Genomic DNA, 19,570 nt, shown 5'->3' with positions numbered 1-19,570 from the left:
CGACGGAATCTCCATCGAGGCCTTGTCSGACTCSACSGTGATCAGCGACTGCTCGGCCTTGATSRTGTCGCCGGSYTTSACCAGSACYTCRATSACSGMSACGTCCTTGAAGTCGCCGATGTCGGGCACCTTGATGTCGATCGGGCCGGCCGCTGCAGCCGGCGCAGGGGCCGCAACCGCAGGGGCCGCAGCAGGCACCGGGGCTGCCGGAACGGCTGCAGCCGCAGGGGCGGAAGCCGCCGGCGCCGCAGCGCCCTCGCCTTCGAGCACCAGCACCACCGAGCCTTCCTTGACCTTGCTGCCGACCTCGACCTTGAGTTCCTTCACCACCCCGGCCTGGCTCGACGGAATCTCCATCGAGGCCTTGTCCGACTCCACCGTGATCAGCGACTGCTCGGCCTTCACCGTGTCGCCGACCTTCACCAGCACCTCGATCACCGCGACCTCGTCGAAGTCGCCGATGTCCGGCACCTTGATTTCCACTATTGCCATATCGTGTCTCCCGCCCTTCGGGCGCCGTTGATTGGTTTTATGCGTAGAGCGGGTTGATCTTCTCGGCGTTGATGCCGTACTTCTTGATCGCGTCTGCCACCTTCTGCGCCGGCACGGTGCCATCCTCGGCCAGCGCCTTGAGCGCCGCCACCACGATGAAGTGCCGGTTGACCTCGAAATGCTCGCGCAGCTTGTTGCGGAAATCGCTGCGGCCGAAGCCGTCGGTACCCAGCACCTTGTAGTTGCGGCCCTTGGGCACGAACGGGCGGATCTGCTCGGCGTAGGCCTTCATGTAGTCGGTCGACGCCACCACCGGGCCACTGCTGGCCGAGAGCTGCTGCTCGACGAAGGAGACGCGCGGCGTCTCGGTCGGGTGCAGCAGGTTCCAGCGATCGGCCTCCTGGCCGTCGCGGGTCAGCTCGTTGAAGCTCGGGCAGCTCCAGACCGCGGCCGAAACGCCCCAGTCCTTCTCGAGCAGTTCCTGGGCCGCGAAGCTCTCGCGCAGGATGGTGCCGCTGCCCAGCAGTTGCACCGAAGGCGACTTGGCCTTGAGCGCCGGCGCCTGCTTGCACAGGTACATGCCCTTGATGATCTGCTCCTCGGTGCCGGGCTGCAGGCCGGGCATCGGGTAGTTCTCGTTCAGCAGCGTGATGTAGTAGTAGACGTTGTCCTGCTTCTCGACCATGCGCTTGAGGCCGTGGTGCAGGATCACGCCGACCTCGTGCGCGAAGGTCGGGTCGTAGCTGACGCAGTTCGGGATGGTGTTGGCCAGGATGTGGCTGTGGCCGTCCTCGTGCTGCAGGCCTTCGCCATTGAGCGTGGTGCGCCCCGACGTTCCGCCCAGCAGGAAGCCGCGCGCCTGCATGTCGCCGGCCGCCCAGGCCAGGTCGCCGATGCGCTGGAAGCCGAACATCGAGTAGTAGACATAGAACGGCACCATGATCCGGTTGTTGGTGCTGTACGAGGTCGCGGCAGCGATCCAGCTCGACATGCCGCCGGCCTCGTTGATGCCTTCCTGCAGGATCTGGCCGGCCTTGTCCTCGCGGTAGTACATGACCTGGTCCTTGTCGACCGGCGTGTACTGCTGACCCGCGGGGTTGTAGATGCCGATCTGGCGGAACAGGCCTTCCATGCCGAAGGTGCGGGCCTCGTCGACCAGGATCGGAACCACGCGCGGGCCCAGCGCCTGGTCGCGCAGCAGTTGGGTCAGGAAGCGCACGTAGGCTTGCGTGGTCGAGATCTCGCGCCCCTCGGCGGTCGGCTCCAGCACCGCCTTGAAGGTCTCGAGCGACGGCACCGTGAAGCTCTCGTCGGCCTTCACGCGGCGATGCGGCAGGTAGCCGCCGAGAGCCTTGCGGCGTTCGTGCAGGTACTTCATCTCGGGCGTGTCGTCGGCCGGCTTGTAGAACGGCAGGTCGGCGATCTGGCTGTCCGGGATCGGGATGTTGAAGCGGTCGCGGAAGGCCTTGATGTCCTCGTCGCCGAGCTTCTTGGTCTGGTGGACCGTGTTCTTGCCCTCGCCGATCTTGCCCATGCCAAAGCCCTTGACGGTCTTGATCAGTAGCACGGTCGGCTGGTCCTTGTGCTTGACGGCCGCGTCGAAGGCCGCATAGACCTTTTGCGAATCATGGCCGCCGCGGCGCAGGTTCCAGATGTCGTCGTCGCTCATCTTGGCGACCATCTCGAGCGTGCGCGGGTCGCGGCCGAAGAAATGCTTGCGCACATAGGCGCCGTCATTGGCCTTGAACGACTGGTAGTCGCCATCGTTGGTCTCCATCATGATCTTGCGCAGCGCACCGTCCTTGTCGCGCGCCAGCAGCGGATCCCAGCTACTGCCCCAGATCAGCTTGATCACGTTCCAGCCCGAACCTCGGAATTCGCCCTCGAGCTCCTGGATGATCTTGCCGTTGCCGCGCACCGGGCCGTCGAGGCGCTGCAGGTTGCAGTTGATCACGAAGACCAGGTTGTCGAGCTTCTCGCGGGCCGCCAGGCCGATGGCCCCCAACGATTCGACCTCGTCCATTTCGCCGTCGCCGCAGAACACCCAGACCTTGCGGTTCTCGGTGTTGGCGATGCCGCGTGCATGCAGGTACTTGAGGAAGCGCGCCTGGTAGATCGCCATCAGCGGGCCCAGGCCCATCGACACCGTCGGGAACTGCCAGAACTCGGGCATCAGCTTCGGATGCGGGTAGCTCGACAGGCCCTTGCCGTCGACTTCCTGGCGGAAGTTGAGCAGCTGTTCTTCGGTGAGCCGGCCTTCGAGATAGGCGCGGGCATAGATGCCGGGCGACACGTGGCCCTGGATGTAGAGGCAGTCGCCGCCGTGGTTCTCGCTCTCGGCGTGCCAGAAGTGATTGAAGCCGGCGCCGAACATGCTGGCCAGCGAGGCGAAGGAGCCGATGTGGCCGCCGAGGTCGCCGCCCTCGGGCGGATGGTGGCGGTTGGCCTTGACCACCATCGCCATGGCGTTCCAGCGCATATAGGAACGCAGGCGTTCCTCGATCTCGGCATTGCCGGGCGAGCGCTCCTCCTGGTCGGCCTCGATGGTGTTGACGTAGGCGGTGTTGGCCGAGAAGGGCTTGTCGATGCTGTTCTGGCGCGCGTGCTCGAGCAGTTGCTCGAGCAGGAAGTGCGCGCGGTCGGGCCCCTCGCTCTCGATCACGGCGGACAGTGCGTCCATCCATTCACGCGTTTCCTGCGCGTCCAGGTCGTTCGCAGCCGAGCCGTAGAGGTTCTCGGGATTTGCCGACATGCTTGTCTCCTTGTGAGGGTTGTGGCCGTAATTTAGTGCCGTATCCGGCAGCGCGCGGGAGTTTCTCACAGAATTATCCAGATTTCAAATCGTGCCTATCGATTTCTTATTATGAAATCATCGACTCGGCCGCACTCGGATCCATGGCACTTCGGCACCGCCCGCCTTGCGCAGGAGCCTTCACCTAAACTTCGCCGATGTCCCTTTCCTCTCCGATCGCCGTCGCACGCAATGCCGCGTCGCCGCTCTCGTGGCTGCGCCGCTGGTGGCGCCGCCAGACGCCGATGCTGCAGGACGCGGTCGCGATGCTCGCGCCGCTGGCCGCGGTGCTGCTGTTCCTCGCCGCCATCGTCTCGGCCTTCTGGTACTTGCGGGCCGAGGAGGTGGAACGGGTCCAGGAATCGGTCAAGCGCGATGTCGAGTACGCCCAGCAGCGCGTCCGCCTGCGGCTGCTGGAGCGCCAGGAGCAGTTGATGCGGCTGGCGCGCGACGCCTCCAACCGAGAAATCGACGCGGCGGAATTCACCAGCCGTGCCGAGTCGCTGGTGAGCCAGTTCCCGGAGCTGCAATCGGTCAGCTGGATCGACGACCGCCGCCGCATCAAGGCCAACTACGCGGCGCCCAGCGTCCATCCGGCGCTGCAGCATGCCGTCGGCGAAGTGCTGCGGCCGGGCGATATCGAAAGCAACTACGCGCTGGCCCGCGAGCTGCGCCAGCCGGTGTTCTCGCAACCCCTGGCCGGTGGCGAGCCGTCGCCGATGCTGGGGCTCTACATTCCGCTGTTCGACCAGGGGCTGTTCGCCGGCATGCTGCTGGGCGAGTTCTCCATCGACGGCCTGCTGCGCTACGGCATGCCCTCCGAAGTCTCGGCCCGCTATGCGGTCTCGCTGCTCGACGCCAAGGGCGGCCTGATCGCCGGCAACACGGTCGCCAAGCCGCGCGGGGCCGGCACCCGGCTGCTGCCCTGGACCGTGCGCACCAACGAATACGAAGTCCCGGTCTCGCCGGTCGGCAATGCGCTGGTGCTGCGGGCGCAGGCCTATCGAACCTCCCAGGGGGTGGTCGGCAACGGCCTCTTCTGGCTGGTCGGCGCGCTCAGCGTGCTCACCAGCTGGATGCTGATCGGCACCTGGCGCCACACGCGCCGGCGGCTGCAGGCGCAGCAGGCGCTGGTGGCCGAGACCAACTTCCGCCGGGCGATGGAGAACTCCATGCTGACCGGCATGCGGGTGCTCGACCTCGAGGGCCGCATCACCTACGTCAACGCGGCCTTCTGCGCGATGACCGGCTGGAGCGAGAACGAGCTGGTCGGCCAGACGCCGCCCTTCCCCTACTGGCTCGAATCCGACCGCGAGGTCATGAACGAGCGGCTCGAAGAAGAACTGCACGGGCGTGCCCTGCCCGGCGGCTTCCAGGTCCGGGTCAAGCGCCGCAACGGCAGCGTCTTCAATGCCCGGCTCTATGTCTCGCCGCTGATCGACGCCCGCGGTCACCAGACCGGCTGGATGACCTCGATGACCGACATCACCGAGCCGACCCGGATCCGCGAGCAGCTGTCGGCCTCCTACGAGCGCTTCACCACGGTGCTGGAAGCGCTGGACGCCTCGGTCTCGGTGGCCCCGCTGGGCAGCGAGGAGCTGCTGTTCGCCAACAAGCTCTACCGGCTCTGGTTCGGGTCGAACACCGTCGGCCACCTGGGCATGGTGGCGCAGGCCGGCGTGCCGGCGACCCAGGCGCGCGACGAAGAACTGGACGACGTCGACTCCTTCGCCGGTCTGCCGATCGACCAGCTGACCACCGCCCAGCCGGCCAACAACGAGATCTTCGTGCCCGAGCTCGGCAAGTGGCTCGAGGTGCGCTCGCGCTACCTGACCTGGGTCGACGGCCGGCTGGCGCAGCTGGTGATCGCCACCGACATCACGCCGCGGCGCGACGCCGAGGACCTGGCAGCGGCCCAGGCCGACCGGGCCCATGCCGCCAGCCGGCTGATCACCATGGGCGAGATGGCCTCCAGCGTCGCCCACGAGCTGAACCAGCCGCTGACCGCGATCACCAACTACTGCAACGGCATGGTGTCGCGCATCAAGGGCCAGCAGATCGATTCGGAAGCATTGCTCGCGGCGCTCGAGAAGACCTCCAAGCAGGCCCAGCGCGCCGGCCAGATCATCCAGCGCATCCGCTCCTTCGTGAAGCGCAGCGAGCCCAACCGCACACCGGCCGAGGTCTCGACGATGGTCAGCGAGGCGGTCGAACTGGCCGGCATCGAGTTGCGCCGGCGCAACGTCCGGCTGAACCACTACGTCGCGGCGCGGCTGCCGATCCTGCGGGTCGATCCGATCCTGATCGAGCAGGTGATGGTCAACCTGCTGAAGAATGCGGCCGAGTCGATCGACCTCGCGAACCGCCCGCTGGCGCGCCGCAGCGTCGAACTGCGGGTGCTGCCCAAGACCATCGACGGCCAGCCGGCGGTCGAGTTCTCGGTCCAGGACACCGGCATGGGCCTGGCCCCCGAAGTGATGGACCGGCTCTACGAGGCCTTCTTCTCCACCAAGCCCGAAGGCATGGGCATCGGGCTCAACCTCTGCCGCACCATCGTCGAGTCGCACCGCGGCCGGATGCAGGCAGAGAACATCTACAATGGGCCGGACATCGTCGGATGCCGTTTTTCCTTCTGGTTACCGGTGTTGGACGCTATCGATTCCGTAGCAAGCAACGAGGCGAAAGTACCTGCATGAGTTTGATTCCGAAGAAGGGCACTGTGTATGTCGTCGACGACGATGAGGCGGTCCGCGATTCGTTGCAATGGCTGCTCGAGGGCAAGGACTACCGGGTCCGCTGCTTCGATTCGGCCGAGTCCTTCCTGTCGCGCTACGACCCGCGCGAGGTCGCCTGCCTGATCGTCGACATCCGCATGGGCGGCATGTCGGGCATCGAGCTGCAGGACCGGCTGATCGAACGCCGTTCGCCGCTGCCGATCGTGGTCATCACCGGCCACGGCGACGTGCCGATGGCGGTCGACTCGATGAAAAAGGGCGCGATGGATTTCATCCAGAAGCCGTTCAACGACGAGGCCCTGGTGGCGCTGGTCGAGCGCATGCTCGAACATGCCCGCGGCGCCTTCGCCCAGCACCAGCAGTCGGCCAGCCGCGACGCGCTGCTGTCCAAGCTCACCGGCCGCGAGGCCCAGGTGCTCGAGCGCATCGTTGCCGGTCGGCTCAACAAGCAGATCGCCGACGACCTCGGCATCAGCATCAAGACGGTGGAGGCGCACCGCGCCAACATCATGGAAAAGCTCAACGCCAACACGGTGGCGGACCTGCTCAAGATCGCCCTCGGACAGGCGGCGACGCCGGCCAAGGCCTAGCCAGACCGCCCCGGCACGCCCGACCAACCCCACGCCTGCGCAAGCGGGCGTTTCCATTTCTGAAGATCGAAAAAACGATGACTGCTCAACTGATCGACGGCAACGCGCTCTCCAAGGCGCTGCGCGCAGAGGTCGCGGCCCGCGCCGCGGCGCTCAAGGCTCGCGGCGTGGTGCCCGGCCTGGCCGTGGTGCTGGTCGGCGACAACCCGGCCAGCCAGGTCTATGTGCGCAACAAGGTCAAGGCCTGCGAGGACAACGGCCTGCACTCGGTGCTCGAGAAGTACCCGGCCGACCTGAGCGAGGCCGACCTGCTGGCCCGCGTCGACGCGCTCAACAACGACCCGGCGATCCACGGCATCCTGGTGCAGCTCCCGCTGCCAGCCCACGTCGACGCCCAGAAGGTGATCGAGGCGATCGCGCCGGCCAAGGACGTCGACGGCTTCCACGTCGCCAGCGCCGGCGCCCTGATGACCGGCTCGCCCGGCTTCTGGCCCTGCACGCCCTACGGCTGCATGAAGATGATCGAATCGATCGGCTACGAGCTGCGCGGCAAGCATGCGGTGGTCATCGGCCGCAGCAACATCGTCGGCAAGCCGATGGCGCTGATGCTGCTCGCCAGGAGCGCCACCGTCACCATCTGCCACAGCGCGACGGCCGACCTGGGCGCCTTCACGCGCCACGCCGACGTGGTGGTTGCCGCGGTCGGCAAGCGCAATGTGCTCACTGCCGACATGGTCAAGCCCGGCGCGGTCGTGATCGATGTCGGCATGAACCGCAACGACGAAGGCAAGCTCTGCGGCGACGTCGACTTCGCCGGCGTGCGCGAGGTCGCGGGCTGGATCACGCCGGTGCCCGGCGGCGTCGGCCCGATGACCATCACGATGCTGCTGGTCAACACGATCGAGGCCGCCGAACGGGTGGCCGCCGGCGCCAGCGCCACTTGAACTCGCGCTCCCTGTCCGCCATCTGAACAAGACCATGACCAATCCGCTCCTCGACTTCAACGACCTCCCGCTGTTCGACCAGATCAAGCCGGAGCATGTCGCCCCGGCGGTCGACGCCCTGCTCGCCGGCGCCGAGGCGGCCTTGCAGGAAGCGACGGCGCCCGGGTTCCCGGCCGACTGGACCGCGATCGCCAAGGTGCTGGACGTGGCCTCGGAGCGCTTCAGCCGCGCCTGGGGCGCGGTGGGCCACCTCAACGCGGTGGCCGACACCCCCGAGCTGCGGGCCGCCTACAACGAGGCCATGCCGCGCGTCACCGCCTTCTGGACCCGCCTGGGATCCGACGAGCGGCTGTACGCCAAGTACAAGGCCATCGACCTCGCGACGCTGAACCCCGAGCAGCGCCAGGCGCACCGCAACGCGATCCGCAACTTCGTGCTCGGCGGCGCCGAATTGCAAGGCGCCGCCAAGACGCGCTTCGCGGAGATCCAGGAGCGGCAGGCCGAACTGAGCCAGAAGTTCAGCGAGAACGCGCTCGACGCCACCGACGCCTTCGCCTGGTACGCGGTGCTCGAAGACCTCGAGGGCGTGCCGGAGGACGTCATCGGCGCCGCCCGTGCGGCCGCCGAAGCGGAGGGCAAGGACGGCTACAAGCTGACGCTCAAGATGCCCTGCTACCTGCCGGTGATGCAGTTCGCCAGGAACAGCGCGCTGCGCGAGCGGCTGTACCGCGCCTACGTCACGCGGGCCAGCGAATTCGGCGACCCGGCCTTCGACAACACCGCACTGATCCGCGAAATCCTCGCGCTGCGCCAGGAAGAGGCGAAGCTGCTCGGCTACCCCAACTTCGGCGAGCTTTCGGTCGTGCCGAAGATGGCCGAGTCGGCCGACCAGGTGATCAAGTTCCTGCGCGACCTGGCCGCCAAGGCGAAGCCCTACGGCGAGCGCGACCTGGCCGACCTGCGGGCCTTCGCCGCCGAACACCTCGGGCTCGCCGATCCGCAGCCCTGGGACTGGACCTACATCGGCGAGAAGCTCAAGGAAGCGCGCTACGCCTTCAGCGAACAGGAGGTCAAGCAGTACTTCACGGCGCCGAAGGTGATGGCGGGCCTGTTCAAGATCGTCGAGACGCTGTTCGAAGTCTCGATCCGGCGCGACACGGCGCCGGTGTGGCACCCCAGCGTCGAGTTCTATCGCATCGAGCGGGCCGGCCAGAAGGTCGGTCAGTTCTACCTCGACCCCTCGGCCCGCGCCGCCAAGCGCGGCGGCGCCTGGATGGACGATGTCCGCGCGCGCTGGCTGCGCCCCGACATCGGCACGCTGCAGACGCCGGTCGCGCAGCTGGTCTGCAACTTCGCCGAAGGCGTCGACGGCAAGCCGCCGCTGCTCACGCACGACGACGTGACCACCCTGTTCCACGAGTTCGGCCACGGCCTGCACCACATGCTGACCCGCGTCGACGAGCGCGATGTCTCCGGTATCAGCGGCGTCGAGTGGGACGCGGTCGAGCTGCCGAGCCAGTTCATGGAGAACTTCTGCTGGGAGTGGGACGTGCTTGCGCACATGACCTCGCACGTCGACACCGGCGAGCCGCTGCCGCGCGCCCTGTTCGACAAGATGACCGCCGCCAAGAATTTCCAGAGCGGCCTGCAGACCCTGCGCCAGATCGAGTTCTCGCTCTTCGACATGCTGCTGCACACCGGCTACGACGCCGCCGCCGCCCAGCCAGGCGAGGTCATGGCGCTGCTCGCCAAGGTGCGCGAGGAAGTCGCGGTGATGCCCTCGCCGGACTTCAGCCGTACACCGAACACCTTCAGCCACATCTTCTCGGGCGGCTACGCGGCCGGCTACTACAGCTACAAGTGGGCCGAGGTGCTGAGCGCCGACGCCTATGCGGCTTTCGAGGAGACGGCCGGCGCCAATGGCGAGCCCAGCGTCGAGACCGGGCGCAAGTACCGCGAGGCCATCCTCGAGGCCGGCGGCAGCCGCAGCGCGATGGAATCCTTCAAGGCCTTCCGCGGCCGCGAGCCGCAGCTCGATGCGTTGTTGCGGCACCAGGGCATGGCCGAGGCGCAGCCAGCCTGACATACTCCGCCCCATCGAATCTCGGGAACCATCGATGAAGCTCAACAGCGCCCTCGCGGGCCTCGCCCTGCTGCTGGTCGCCAGCGCCACGCTGGCGCAGGCGGTCTATCGCCACGTCGACAAGAGCGGCAAGCTCACCTTCTCCGACCAGCCGCCGAGCGCCGAAGCGCCTGCGGCGCCGGTCCGGGCCGGCAACACGGTCAGCGCCCGCGCCGGCCTGCCCTACGAATTGCAGCAGGTGGTCCAGCGCTACCCGGTGACGCTCTACACCAGCGAGGAATGCGGCCCTTGCGGCGCCGGCCGCTCGCTGCTGATCACGCGCGGCGTGCCCTTCGACGAACGGACTGTCAAGTCGAACGAGGACATCGCCTCGCTGCAGCGGCTGAGCGGCCAGAACTCGCTGCCGCTGCTGACGATCGGCGCGCAGCAGCTCAAGGGTTTCTCGGACTCGGAGTGGTCCCAGTACCTGGACGCGGCGGGCTATCCCAAGAGCACCCGGCTGCCGGCCGGCTACCGCAATCCGCCGGCCCAGCCGCTGGTGGCACTGCAACCCGCGGCAGAACCCGCGCCTGCCGCTGCCGCACCGGCCCCGACGGCGGCCGACACGCCCGCACCGGCATCCGGGCCGACCCCGAGCAACCCCGCCGGCATCAGGTTCTAGGGCCTGTTCACAGGCCCTAGCCAAAGCGCAGTGTCTGCACGCCCGAGGACGTCGCCAGCAGGCAGACGCTGGCGCGCTGGTGGGCAAAGACACCGACCTCGACCACACCGGGCCATTGGTTCACTTCGGCCTCGAAACCCAGCGGATCGGTGATCCGCAAGCCGGTCACGTCGATGATGTGCTGGCCGTTGTCGGTCACCAGCGGCGCACCGTCCTTCTCGCGCACCTGCGCCAGGCCGCCCAGCCGGGCGAACTGCCGCATCACGCGCTGGGCCGCCATCGGAATCACCTCGACCGGCAGCGGGAAGGCGCCGAGCGTGTTCACCAGCTTGGAGGCGTCGGCGATGCAGACGAAGCGCTTCGACTGCGCCGCGACGATCTTCTCGCGCGTGAGCGCGGCGCCGCCGCCCTTGATCATGTAGCCGCGGCCGTCGATCTCGTCGGCACCGTCGATGTAGACCGCCAGCTCCTCGACCGCGTTGCTGTCGAACACCTCGATGCCCAGCGCCCGCAGGCGCTCGGTCGAGGCCACCGAACTGGAGACGGCGCCGCGGATCTGGTCCTTGATGCCGGCCAGCGCCTCGATGAACTTGTTGACGGTCGAGCCGGTGCCGACGCCGATGATCTCGCCCTTGACCACATAGTCCAGCGCAGCGCGGCCGACCTGTGCCTTGAGTTCGTCCTGTGTCACTGGACTGCCTTCGCGCAGCAGCGCTTCGGTATTCGCCTTCGGAGCGGCCGGGCAGCTCATGACGGGAGCGGGTGCAGGGGAAGTCATCGGGGAGAATCCTGGGCTGATTGAAGTCTGAAGTCGAGAATTATCCGATGCTCCTGCCGCTGCCCTCCTCTCTTTACGGGCTCGCCCGCCCCTTCCTGTTCGGCGTCGACGCCGAGCGCGCCCACGAACTGACGCTCAACGCCCTGGCACGGACCCAGAACACGCCGCTGGCCTGCGCCTACGCGGCACCGCGCGTGGTCGACCGGGTCACGCTCGCCGGGCTGACTTTCCCGAACCGCATCGGACTGGCGGCCGGCCTCGACAAGAACGCCCGCTGCATCGACGCCTTCGGTGCCATGGGTTTCGGCTTCGTCGAAGTCGGCACGGTCACGCCCAAGGCGCAACCCGGCAACCCGAAGCCGCGGATCTTCCGCCTGCCGCAGCGCGACGCGCTGATCAACCGGCTCGGATTCAACAACGAGGGCCTCGAGGCCTTCATCGCCAATGTGCAACGGGCCCGCTTCCGGCGCGATACCTCGAAGCCGCCGATGCTGCTGGGCCTCAACATCGGGAAGAACGCCGCCACGCCGATCGAGCGCGCGGTCGACGACTACCTGATCTGCCTGGACGGGGTCTATCCGCACGCCGACTACGTCGCGCTCAACATCTCGAGCCCGAACACCGCCAACCTGCGCTCGCTGCAGAGTGACGAAGCGCTCGACGCGCTGCTCGGCGCCGTCGCCGACAAGCGCGAGCTGCTGGCCGCGCGCCAGGGCAAGCGGGTGCCGCTGTTCGTCAAGATCGCGCCCGACCTCGACGAGTCCCAGGTCAAGGTGATCGCCGCCACGCTGCTGCGCCACCGCATGGACGGGGTCATCGCGACCAATACGACGCTGGCGCGCGATGCCGTCGCGGGCCTGCCCCATGCCGAGGAAGCCGGCGGCCTGTCGGGGGCGCCGGTGCGGGAAGCCAGCAACCGCGTGATCGGCCAGCTGCGCGCGACGCTGGGCCGCGACTTCCCGATCATCGGCGCGGGCGGCGTGCTGAGCGCGGCGGACGCGCTGGCCAAGATCGACGCCGGCGCCGACCTGGTGCAGATCTACACCGGTCTCATCTACCGCGGCCCGGCCCTGGTGCGCCAGGCGGCCCAGGCGCTGCGCGAACGCAGGGCCTGAGCCGGGGGACGGGCCTCAGCCGCGCATCCGCCAGAGCACCGGCGCGATCACGGTCGCCCAGCGGACCACGCGGCGCGGACCCAGCACCGCGATCACCGCTGCGGCCGCGACGCCGGCGGCCACCGGATGCTCGCGCGCAATGCGCATGGCCGCGGCGGCGGCGGATTCGTTCGGGACCGGCGCCTCGCCGGCGCCCGTCGCCGCGGCCTCGAGCGTCGCGATGCGCAATCGCTGGCGCTCGATCCGGGAAACCAGCTGTTCGCTGCTCAGGGACACCGAAGTGTCCGGAAGGTCTTCGTCGCGCTCGGCGCCGAAGCGCTCATGGAACCATTCGAGATCGCGCTCGAAGGTCTGGCGCGCCGACGCAAAGGCCGAGGATCTGCGCAGCGTGCCCATCAGCAGCAGCACGGCCGCCGCCCAGAGCCCGGTCCAGAGCAGCGCCAGCATCCAGGCTGCCGTGGTTCGGTGCGGCGTGTCCCAGAAATGGACCACGATCGCGACCGACAGCAGCGCAATGGCGACGGTGGTCAGGCCGACCACCGCGACCCCCAGGGCGAGCAACAGCCGCAGGCGCTTCTTTTCCTCGTCCCAGGCCAGCCTCAGGAGCTGCGCACGATCTTCGGCGGCCAGTGCGCCTTCGCCGGCCAGGATGCGCAGGCGGCGCAGGCGAGACTTGAGGCCGAACAGGTCGGCGAAGCTCATCGCGTCAGCTCCGCCGCGCCCTGGCGCGTGAAATCAACGGCGCCCAAGCAGCAGGCCCACCAGCACACCCACGGCCAGCGCGGCACCGGCGATCTGCCAAGGCTCGTCGTGTGCATAGGCGTTGGCCGTGTTGGCGGCTTCGCGGGCCTTCTTGGCGGCAATCCGGCTCTTCTCGGCCGCGAGTTCGCGCGCGATCGCCAGCTTGCTGTCGATGCGCTGGCGCAGCGCCTTGATTTGCGGCACGGAATCGAGGTCCTTGCTGGCGAGCACGCCACGGACGTCGCTCGCGATGTCTTCGGCCACGGCGTTGGCCGCGGCTTCGAGGTTGGTGGAAGCAGTCATCGAAAAAAGTCCTCCTCAGTCAAGCCGGCACCGCGCCGGCGACACAGCGCCGACAAATGGCGCGCCGTTCCATGGTACATGCCCGCGCGGCTCTACGACAGCAGATCCACCACGCGCCGGGCGATCGCGAGGCTGCTGGTCAGCCCTGGCGACTCGATCCCGAACAGGTTGACCAGGCCCGGCACCCCGTGCGCCTCGGGCCCCTCGATCATGAAGTCGGCCGCGGCCTCGCCCGGGCCCGAGATCTTGGGCCGGATGCCGGCATAGCCCGGCACCAGCGCGTCGTCCGGCAGCGCCGGCCAGTACTTGCGGACCTCGGCGTAGAAACCGTCGCCCCGCGCCGGGTCCACGACCAGGTCGTCGGGCGAGGCCACCCACTGCACGTCCGGACCGAACTTCGCCTGGCCGCCGAGATCGAGCGTCAGGTGAACGCCCAGGCCCGCGGCCTCGGGCACGGGATAGATCAGGCGGCTGAAGGGCGCGCGGCCGGCGAGCGTGAAGTAGCTGCCCTTGGCATACCAGGCCCCCGGCAACGAACCGGCGGGCAGGCCCTCGAACCGGCGGGCCAGCAGCGGCGCGGCGAGGCCGGCCGCGTTGACGACGCTGTTGCAGCGCAAGGCCGTCCCGTCTGCGGACTTCAGCACGATGCCGCTGCTGCCGCACTCGGCGCCGATGACCGCAGATTTCAGCGCGACCACGCCGCCGGCATTCTCGAGGTCGCCCTGCAGGCTCAGCATCAGCGCATGGCTGTCCACGATGCCGGTGCTCGGCGAATGCAGCGCGGCCAGGCATTCGAGTTGCGGCTCCATGGCCTGGGCCTGGGCCCGGGTGAGCGGCGCCAGATCGTCCACGCCATTGGCCCGGGCCTTGGCCGCGATCGCATCGAGCTGACCGACTTGCGCCTCGCTGGTGGCGACGATCAGCTTGCCGCAGCGCCGGTGCGGCAGCCCGCGCTGAGCCGCATACGCATAGAGAAGCTGCTTGCCTTCGACGCACAGCCGCGCCTTGAGAGAGCCTTCCGGGTAGTAGATGCCCGCGTGGATGACCTCGCTGTTGCGCGAACTGGTCCCGGTCCCGATCGCTCCCTCGGACTCCAGCACGATGACCTCGCGGCCTTTCAGCGCCAGCGCACGCGCAACGGCCAGCCCCACAACACCGGCGCCGATGACGGCGCAATCGAATTGTTCCATTCCGCGAGCTTAGCGCCACGGAGCAGGGCCCCGGACGCACTCCGGCCACTGCCGAATGCGGCACGACAAGGAAAGGAAGTGAATGGTGGGCGGTGGAGGCTTCGAACCTCCGACCCCAGCAGTGTGAATGCTGTGCTCTACCCCTGAGCTAACCGCCCTCGGCGCGCGACGCCCGAGTGAACCTCGGACTGCTTGCCATCTGGATGTTCGCACCGTGTGGCGCGAAGCCTCAGATTATGCCACAGCTTTCTCGACAGTCTGGCGAAAAAGCGTGCGGCCGTTGCTCGACTTGTCGAGCTGCGCCAGGACTTCCTCGTGCGCGGCGAGTTCATGCTCGGTCGCGACCAGCACCGGCAACTCGAAGGCGCCGAGGTCGATCGACACCACCGTGCCGTGCGCGGGCTCGTTCGACGCGATGTCGATCAAGAGCGCATCCTGCCCGCGCGTGAGGTTGATGTAGACGTCCGCCAGCAGCTGCGCGTCGAGCTTGGCGCCGTGGAAGGTGCGGTTGGAGCGGTCGACGCCGAAGCGGTCGCACAGTGCGTCCAGCGAATTGCGCTTGCCCGGATAGACCGCCTTGGCCATCGCGAGCGTGTCGGTCACCTCGCCGACGAAGCTGGCGAGCGGAGGCAGGCCTGCGAGTTCGAGTTCCTTGTTGAGGAAGCCGACGTCGAAGGCCGCGTTGTGGATGATCAGTTCGGCGTCGCGCAGGTAGTCGACGATGTCCTTGGCCAGCGTCGGGAACTTCGGCTTGTCGCGCAGGAAATCGGTGGTCAGCCCGTGCACCTTGAGCGCGTCCTCGTGGCTCTCGCGCTCGGGGTTGAAGTAGATGTGCAGGTCGTTGCCGGTGAGCTTGCGATTGAACAGCTCCACGCATCCGAGTTCGATGATGCGGTCGCCGTTCTCCGCCGACAGGCCCGTGGTTTCGGTGTCGAGGACGATCAGTCGGCTCATCAGTGCTTCTCTTTGGCGTGGTTGATCGAGTACTTCGGGATCTCGACAGTCAGATCGGCCTGCGCGAGGATCGCCTGGCAGCTCAGCCGCGACTGCGGCTCCAGGCCCCAGGCGCGGTCGAGCAGGTCTTCCTCGCCCTCTTCCGCCTCGCCGAGCGACTCGATGCCCTTGCGCACGATCACGTGGCAGGTGGTGCAGGCGCAGCTCATCTCGCAGGCATGCTCGATGTTGATGTGGTTCTCGAGCATGGCCTCGCAGATCGAGGTGCCGGCGGCGGCCGTGATCTCGGCGCCTTGCGGACAGTACTCGGGATGGGGAAGGATCTTGATCGTGGGCATGTTCTAGAGAGAGTCGATCTGTCGGCCGGCGAGCGCGCGCGCGATGCCTGCATTCATCCGGGCCGCCGCGAAGGCTTCGGTGCCGTCCGCCAGCGCCTTGGTGGCGGCTTCCACGACGGCGGCTTCATTGGCCGAGCGCGCGCTTCGCAAAGCGGCCATCAGTTGTTCGATGGCTGCATGCTCCTCGGCCGACAGCAGCGATGCATCGGCATCCAGCGCGCTCTGCGTCGCCATCAGCATGCGGTCGGCATCGACCCGCGCCTCGACCAGCGCGCGGGCCTGCATGTCCTGCTGCGCGGTCGAGAAGCTGTCCTTCAGCATGGTCGCGATCTGTTCGTCGGAAAGCCCGTAGGACGGCTTGACCGTGACGCTCGCCTCCACGCCGCTGCCCTGCTCCTTCGCGCTCACGCCGAGCAGGCCGTCGGCGTCGACCGTGAAGGTCACGCGGATGCGCGCCGCACCCGCAGCCATCGGCGGGATGCCGCGCAGCTCGAAGCGCGCCAGGCTGCGGCAGTCGGCGACCAGGTCGCGCTCGCCCTGCACCACGTGCAGCGCCAGCGCGGTCTGGCCGTCCTTGTAGGTGGTGAAGTCCTGCGCCATGGCGGTCGGGATGGTCTGGTTGCGCGGCACGATCCGCTCGACCAGGCCGCCCATGGTCTCGATGCCCAGCGACAGCGGGATCACGTCGAGCAGCAACAGGTCGTCGGTGCCGCCGTTGCCGGCCAGCTGGTTCGCCTGGATCGCGGCGCCGAGCGCCACCACCTGGTCCGGATCAAGGTTGGTCAAGGGCTCGCGGCCGAGGCATTCGGCCACGGCGCGGCGGATCTGCGGCATGCGCGTGGCGCCGCCGACCAGCACGATGCCCTGCAACTCGCCCGACGCCAGCCGCGCATCGCGCAGCACGCGCCGCACGGCCGTGATGGTGCGCGCGGTCAATTCGGCCGTGGCGGCCTCGAACTGCTCGCGCCGGACCTCGATGCCGAACTCCCCGCCCGACAGGCGGGCACTGAAGGTGGCCGAATCGGCATTCGAGAGCGCCTCCTTGGTGGCCCGGGCGGCCACCAGCAGGGCCGACCGATCGGCGTCGCTGCGGGCCTCGGGGCCCCGTTGCGACAGCACGAAGTCGACCAGCGCATGGTCGTAATCGTCGCCGCCCAGGGCCGAATCGCCACCGGTCGCGACGACCTCGAACACGCCCTGCGTCAACCGCAGGATCGAGATGTCGAAGGTGCCTCCGCCCAGGTCATAGACCGCGTAGACACCTTCGCTGGCGTTGTCCAGCCCATAGGCGATCGCAGCCGCCGTCGGCTCGCTGATGAGGCGCAGCACATGAAGCCCGGCGAGCTGGGCCGCATCCTTGGTGGCCTGCCGCTGGCCTTCGTCGAAATAGGCCGGGACCGTGATCACAGCCCCGTGGAGGTCGTCGTCGAAGGTGTCTTCGGCCCGGTAGCGCAGGGTCGCCAGGATCTCGGCGCTGACCTCGATCGGCGACTTCTCGCCCGCCGCGGTCCGCACCTTGACCATGCCGCCGTCGCCCGTCAGGTGGTAGGCCATCGCATCGCGGTTGGCGATGTCCGACAGGCCGCGGCCCATCAGCCGCTTGACCGAGGTGATGACATTGGAGGGGTCGGCGGCCCGCGCCGCCAACGCGTCGTGGCCGATCTGGCGGCGCTCGGTGTCGAGGTAGCGCACCGCCGAAGGCAGCAGCACGCGGCCTGCGGCGTCCGGCAGGCATTCGGCGACGCCGTTGCGCACCGCCGCGACCAGCGAGTGGGTGGTGCCGAGGTCGATGCCGACGGCGATTCGGCGCTGGTGCGGATCGGGCGCCTGGCCAGGTTCTGAAATCTGGAGCAATGCCATCAGGCCTCCTCGAGGTGATGGACGGGGAAATGATTCATGCCGCTATTGTCCCCACTGATCGGCCTTGGCCTCGATGTCCTCGGCAAAACGCTCGATGAACATGAGGGCTCTCACCTGCCGCGCCGCCTCGGCATAGTCGCCCTTCTCGTCGATCAGCCAGTCGAGCGAGGACAGCGCGCGGGCACGTCCGGCCTCGACCTCGGCGCGCAGCTTGTCGAGCGCGACGGCATCGGCGGCGTCGTCGAGCTCCTCGCGCCATGCCATCTGCTGCATCAGGAACTCGGGCGGCATCGCGGTATTGGTATGGGCCTGAATGCCCGCGCCATTCAGTTCGCACAAGTAGGTGGCCCGCTTGATCGGGTTCTTGAGCCGCTGGTAGGCTTCGTTGATGCGCACCGACCACTGCATCGCCAGCCGCTGCGCCGCTGCGCCCTGCGCCGCGAAGCGGTCCGGATGGGCTTCCCGCTGCAGTTCCTTCCAGCGTGTGTCGAGCACACCGCGGTCCTGCGCGAAGGTCGCCGGCACGGCGAAGAGCTGGAAATCGGTATCGTTCAGATTCATGACATCAAAAAGCCGCCATGTTGGCGGCTCGGTCTGGGGCCGGTCAGGCTCAGATGCGGAAGCTTTCGCCGCAGCCGCAGCGGTCGCGTTCGTTCGGATTGTTGAACTTGAAGCCCTCGTTGAGGCCCTCGCGCACGAAGTCGAGCTGCGTGCCGTCGATGTAGGCCAGGCTCTTCGGGTCGACCAGCACCTTGACGCCGTGGTCCTCGAACACCACATCCTCGGGCGCGAACTCGTCCACGTACTCGAGCTTGTAGGCCAGGCCCGAGCAGCCCGTGGTCTTGACGCCCAGCCGGACGCCCACGCCCTTGCCTCGTTTGCCGAGGTAGCGGGTGACGTGGCGCGCGGCCGATTCGGTCAGTGTCACAGCCATGTCAGTGAGTGGCTTCCGTGGTTGCGGCCGCCACGCCGTGCTTGGCCTTGTAGTCGCTGACCGCCGCCTTGATCGCGTCTTCGGCCAGGATCGAGCAGTGGATCTTGACCGGCGGCAGCGCCAGTTCCTCGGCGATCTGGGCGTTCTTGAGCGCCGCCGCCTGGTCGAGCGTCTTGCCCTTGACCCATTCGGTCACGAGCGAGGACGAGGCGATCGCCGAGCCGCAGCCGTAGGTCTTGAAGCGCGCATCCTCGATGACGCCGGTCTCGGGGTTGACCTTGATCTGCAGCTTCATGACGTCGCCGCAGGCCGGTGCGCCGACCATGCCGGTGCCTACCGAGTCGTCGCCCTTTTCGAAGGAGCCGACGTTGCGGGGATTTTCGTAGTGGTCGATGACCTTGGAAGAGTAAGCCATGGGGTACCTCTTTGAATTTTCAGTGAGCCGACCACTGGATCGTGCTGATGTCGATGCCGTCCTTGAACATCTCCCACAGCGGGCTTAGCTCGCGGAGCTTGGCGACGTTGTGCTTGATGGTCGAAATCGCGTAGTCGATTTCTTCCTCGGTCGTGAAACGGCCGATGGTCATGCGCAGGCTGCTGTGGGCCAGTTCGTCGCTGCGGCCGAGCGCGCGCAGCACGTAGCTGGGCTCCAGGCTGGCCGAGGTGCAGGCCGAGCCGCTGGACACCGCCAGGCCCTTGATGCCCATGATCAGGGACTCGCCTTCGACGTAGTTGAAGCTCATGTTCAGGTTGTGCGGCACGCGGTGTTCGAGATTGCCGTTGATGAAGACCTGCTCGACGTCCTTCAGGCCGTCGAGCAGGCGCTTCTGCAGCGCTGCGGCCTTGGCCACATCGGCCTTCATTTCGAGCTTGGCCAGGCGGAAGGCCTCGCCCATGCCGACGATCTGGTGCGTCGGCAGGGTGCCCGAGCGCATGCCGCGCTCGTGGCCGCCGCCGTGCATCTGGGCCTCGAGCCGCACGCGCGGCTTGCGGCGCACGTACAGCGCACCGATGCCCTTCGGGCCGTAGGTCTTGTGCGAAGCCAGGCTCATCAGGTCGAT

General features: G+C 67.7%; 19 protein-coding genes and 1 tRNA gene. 6 read left to right on the top strand and 14 right to left on the bottom strand.

From position 1 onward, the window contains the following. On the bottom strand, window positions 1-492 hold a 492-nt coding region (locus AC1D2E_RS29640; RefSeq protein WP_478200713.1), incomplete at its 3' end, for a biotin/lipoyl-containing protein. 37 nt (window positions 493-529) lie between these two features. Beyond that, window positions 530-3,244: a pyruvate dehydrogenase (acetyl-transferring), homodimeric type gene (aceE, locus tag AC1D2E_RS29635; RefSeq protein ID WP_478200712.1), complete on the bottom strand. Its 2,715-nt coding sequence runs from the start codon at window positions 3,242-3,244 to the stop codon at window positions 530-532. A gap of 197 nt (window positions 3,245-3,441) precedes the next feature. Between aceE and AC1D2E_RS29630 the strand changes: the two genes are divergently transcribed. The 5 genes from AC1D2E_RS29630 (at window position 3,442) to AC1D2E_RS29610 (ending at window position 10,296) form a co-directional block, all read left to right on the top strand. Further along, window positions 3,442-5,979, top strand: coding sequence for a PAS domain-containing sensor histidine kinase (locus AC1D2E_RS29630; protein WP_478200711.1), 2,538 nt, complete (start codon window positions 3,442-3,444; stop codon window positions 5,977-5,979). Next, window positions 5,976-6,608 carry a response regulator transcription factor gene (locus tag AC1D2E_RS29625; protein ID WP_286368208.1) on the top strand — a complete coding sequence of 211 codons (633 nt, stop codon included), beginning with the start codon at window positions 5,976-5,978 and terminating at the stop codon, window positions 6,606-6,608. The genes AC1D2E_RS29630 and AC1D2E_RS29625 overlap by 4 nt, the downstream gene beginning before the upstream one ends. A gap of 77 nt (window positions 6,609-6,685) precedes the next feature. Then, entirely contained in the window at window positions 6,686-7,552 is an 867-nt protein-coding gene (folD, locus tag AC1D2E_RS29620; protein ID WP_478200710.1) for a bifunctional methylenetetrahydrofolate dehydrogenase/methenyltetrahydrofolate cyclohydrolase FolD, read from the top strand. Window positions 7,553-7,586: 34 nt separating this feature from the next. After that, window positions 7,587-9,635, top strand: coding sequence for a M3 family metallopeptidase (locus AC1D2E_RS29615; RefSeq protein ID WP_478200709.1), 2,049 nt, complete (start codon window positions 7,587-7,589; stop codon window positions 9,633-9,635). Between the two features lie 34 nt (window positions 9,636-9,669). After that, complete coding sequence (locus AC1D2E_RS29610) at window positions 9,670-10,296, top strand: glutaredoxin family protein (RefSeq protein ID WP_478200708.1); 627 nt, start codon at window positions 9,670-9,672, stop codon at window positions 10,294-10,296. A 16-nt stretch (window positions 10,297-10,312) separates the two neighbouring features. On the opposite strand, the gene rpiA is transcribed toward AC1D2E_RS29610, so the two are convergent. Continuing rightward, window positions 10,313-11,047, bottom strand: a complete 735-nt coding sequence (rpiA, locus tag AC1D2E_RS29605) for a ribose-5-phosphate isomerase RpiA (protein WP_478200714.1) — start codon at window positions 11,045-11,047, stop codon at window positions 10,313-10,315. Between the two features lie 74 nt (window positions 11,048-11,121). Between rpiA and AC1D2E_RS29600 the strand changes: the two genes are divergently transcribed. After that, the gene (locus tag AC1D2E_RS29600) at window positions 11,122-12,189 is read left to right on the top strand and encodes a quinone-dependent dihydroorotate dehydrogenase (RefSeq protein WP_478200707.1); all 1,068 of its coding nucleotides are present in this window, start codon (window positions 11,122-11,124) and stop codon (window positions 12,187-12,189) included. Window positions 12,190-12,204: 15 nt separating this feature from the next. Here AC1D2E_RS29600 and AC1D2E_RS29595 read toward each other — a convergent pair whose 3' ends face one another. From AC1D2E_RS29595 to AC1D2E_RS29545, 11 genes are all read right to left on the bottom strand, one after another. After that, window positions 12,205-12,891, bottom strand: a complete 687-nt coding sequence (locus AC1D2E_RS29595) for a phage holin family protein (RefSeq protein WP_478200706.1) — start codon at window positions 12,889-12,891, stop codon at window positions 12,205-12,207. A 33-nt stretch (window positions 12,892-12,924) separates the two neighbouring features. After that, on the bottom strand, window positions 12,925-13,233 hold the full coding sequence (locus AC1D2E_RS29590) for a glycine zipper domain-containing protein (RefSeq protein ID WP_478171760.1): 309 nt from the start codon (window positions 13,231-13,233) through the stop codon (window positions 12,925-12,927). Between the two features lie 92 nt (window positions 13,234-13,325). After that, a complete protein-coding gene (locus tag AC1D2E_RS29585; RefSeq protein WP_478200705.1) occupies window positions 13,326-14,423 on the bottom strand; it encodes an NAD(P)/FAD-dependent oxidoreductase in 1,098 nt (365 codons plus the stop codon). 83 nt (window positions 14,424-14,506) lie between these two features. After that, window positions 14,507-14,581 (bottom strand) — tRNA-Val (locus AC1D2E_RS29580). A 76-nt stretch (window positions 14,582-14,657) separates the two neighbouring features. Then, the gene (gene dnaQ / locus AC1D2E_RS29575; RefSeq protein ID WP_478200704.1) at window positions 14,658-15,377 is read right to left on the bottom strand and encodes a DNA polymerase III subunit epsilon; all 720 of its coding nucleotides are present in this window, start codon (window positions 15,375-15,377) and stop codon (window positions 14,658-14,660) included. Beyond that, window positions 15,377-15,715 carry an ISC system 2Fe-2S type ferredoxin gene (gene fdx / locus AC1D2E_RS29570; protein ID WP_478200703.1) on the bottom strand — a complete coding sequence of 113 codons (339 nt, stop codon included), beginning with the start codon at window positions 15,713-15,715 and terminating at the stop codon, window positions 15,377-15,379. The genes dnaQ and fdx overlap by 1 nt, the downstream gene beginning before the upstream one ends. Window positions 15,716-15,718: 3 nt before the next feature. Beyond that, entirely contained in the window at window positions 15,719-17,575 is a 1,857-nt protein-coding gene (hscA, locus tag AC1D2E_RS29565) for a Fe-S protein assembly chaperone HscA (RefSeq protein WP_478200702.1), read from the bottom strand. A 42-nt stretch (window positions 17,576-17,617) separates the two neighbouring features. Further along, a complete protein-coding gene (hscB, locus tag AC1D2E_RS29560; protein WP_478171765.1) occupies window positions 17,618-18,136 on the bottom strand; it encodes a Fe-S protein assembly co-chaperone HscB in 519 nt (172 codons plus the stop codon). 49 nt (window positions 18,137-18,185) lie between these two features. After that, complete coding sequence (gene iscA / locus AC1D2E_RS29555) at window positions 18,186-18,509, bottom strand: iron-sulfur cluster assembly protein IscA (RefSeq protein ID WP_286368289.1); 324 nt, start codon at window positions 18,507-18,509, stop codon at window positions 18,186-18,188. 1 nt (window position 18,510) lies between these two features. Further along, complete coding sequence (gene iscU / locus AC1D2E_RS29550; protein ID WP_478171766.1) at window positions 18,511-18,924, bottom strand: Fe-S cluster assembly scaffold IscU; 414 nt, start codon at window positions 18,922-18,924, stop codon at window positions 18,511-18,513. Between the two features lie 19 nt (window positions 18,925-18,943). Beyond that, on the bottom strand, window positions 18,944-19,570 hold a 627-nt coding region (locus AC1D2E_RS29545; RefSeq protein WP_478200701.1), incomplete at its 5' end, for an aminotransferase class V-fold PLP-dependent enzyme.

Source organism: Variovorax sp. P1_H2, assembly GCF_056405295.1.
Note: the sequence above shows the minus strand (reverse complement) of the source record. Positions and strands in the feature narration are given on the sequence as shown.

Bases quoted from the DNA above. Each gene is read 5' to 3' on its own strand.
- AC1D2E_RS29600 (WP_478200707.1), top strand. From the start codon at position 11,122: ATGCTCCTGCCGCTGCCCTCCTCTCTTTACGGGCTCGCCCGCCCCTTC.
- AC1D2E_RS29625 (WP_286368208.1), top strand. From the start codon at position 5,976: ATGAGTTTGATTCCGAAGAAGGGCACTGTGTATGTCGTCGACGACGAT.
- hscB (WP_478171765.1), bottom strand. From the start codon at position 18,136: ATGAATCTGAACGATACCGATTTCCAGCTCTTCGCCGTGCCGGCGACC.
- AC1D2E_RS29610 (WP_478200708.1), top strand. From the start codon at position 9,670: ATGAAGCTCAACAGCGCCCTCGCGGGCCTCGCCCTGCTGCTGGTCGCC.
- folD (WP_478200710.1), top strand. From the start codon at position 6,686: ATGACTGCTCAACTGATCGACGGCAACGCGCTCTCCAAGGCGCTGCGC.
- fdx (WP_478200703.1), bottom strand. From the start codon at position 15,715: ATGCCCACGATCAAGATCCTTCCCCATCCCGAGTACTGTCCGCAAGGC.
- aceE (WP_478200712.1), bottom strand. From the start codon at position 3,244: ATGTCGGCAAATCCCGAGAACCTCTACGGCTCGGCTGCGAACGACCTG.
- iscA (WP_286368289.1), bottom strand. From the start codon at position 18,509: ATGGCTGTGACACTGACCGAATCGGCCGCGCGCCACGTCACCCGCTAC.
- dnaQ (WP_478200704.1), bottom strand. From the start codon at position 15,377: ATGAGCCGACTGATCGTCCTCGACACCGAAACCACGGGCCTGTCGGCG.
- rpiA (WP_478200714.1), bottom strand. From the start codon at position 11,047: ATGAGCTGCCCGGCCGCTCCGAAGGCGAATACCGAAGCGCTGCTGCGC.
- iscU (WP_478171766.1), bottom strand. From the start codon at position 18,924: ATGGCTTACTCTTCCAAGGTCATCGACCACTACGAAAATCCCCGCAAC.
- AC1D2E_RS29630 (WP_478200711.1), top strand. From the start codon at position 3,442: ATGTCCCTTTCCTCTCCGATCGCCGTCGCACGCAATGCCGCGTCGCCG.
- hscA (WP_478200702.1), bottom strand. From the start codon at position 17,575: ATGGCATTGCTCCAGATTTCAGAACCTGGCCAGGCGCCCGATCCGCAC.
- AC1D2E_RS29585 (WP_478200705.1), bottom strand. From the start codon at position 14,423: ATGGAACAATTCGATTGCGCCGTCATCGGCGCCGGTGTTGTGGGGCTG.
- AC1D2E_RS29590 (WP_478171760.1), bottom strand. From the start codon at position 13,233: ATGACTGCTTCCACCAACCTCGAAGCCGCGGCCAACGCCGTGGCCGAA.
- AC1D2E_RS29595 (WP_478200706.1), bottom strand. From the start codon at position 12,891: ATGAGCTTCGCCGACCTGTTCGGCCTCAAGTCTCGCCTGCGCCGCCTG.
- AC1D2E_RS29615 (WP_478200709.1), top strand. From the start codon at position 7,587: ATGACCAATCCGCTCCTCGACTTCAACGACCTCCCGCTGTTCGACCAG.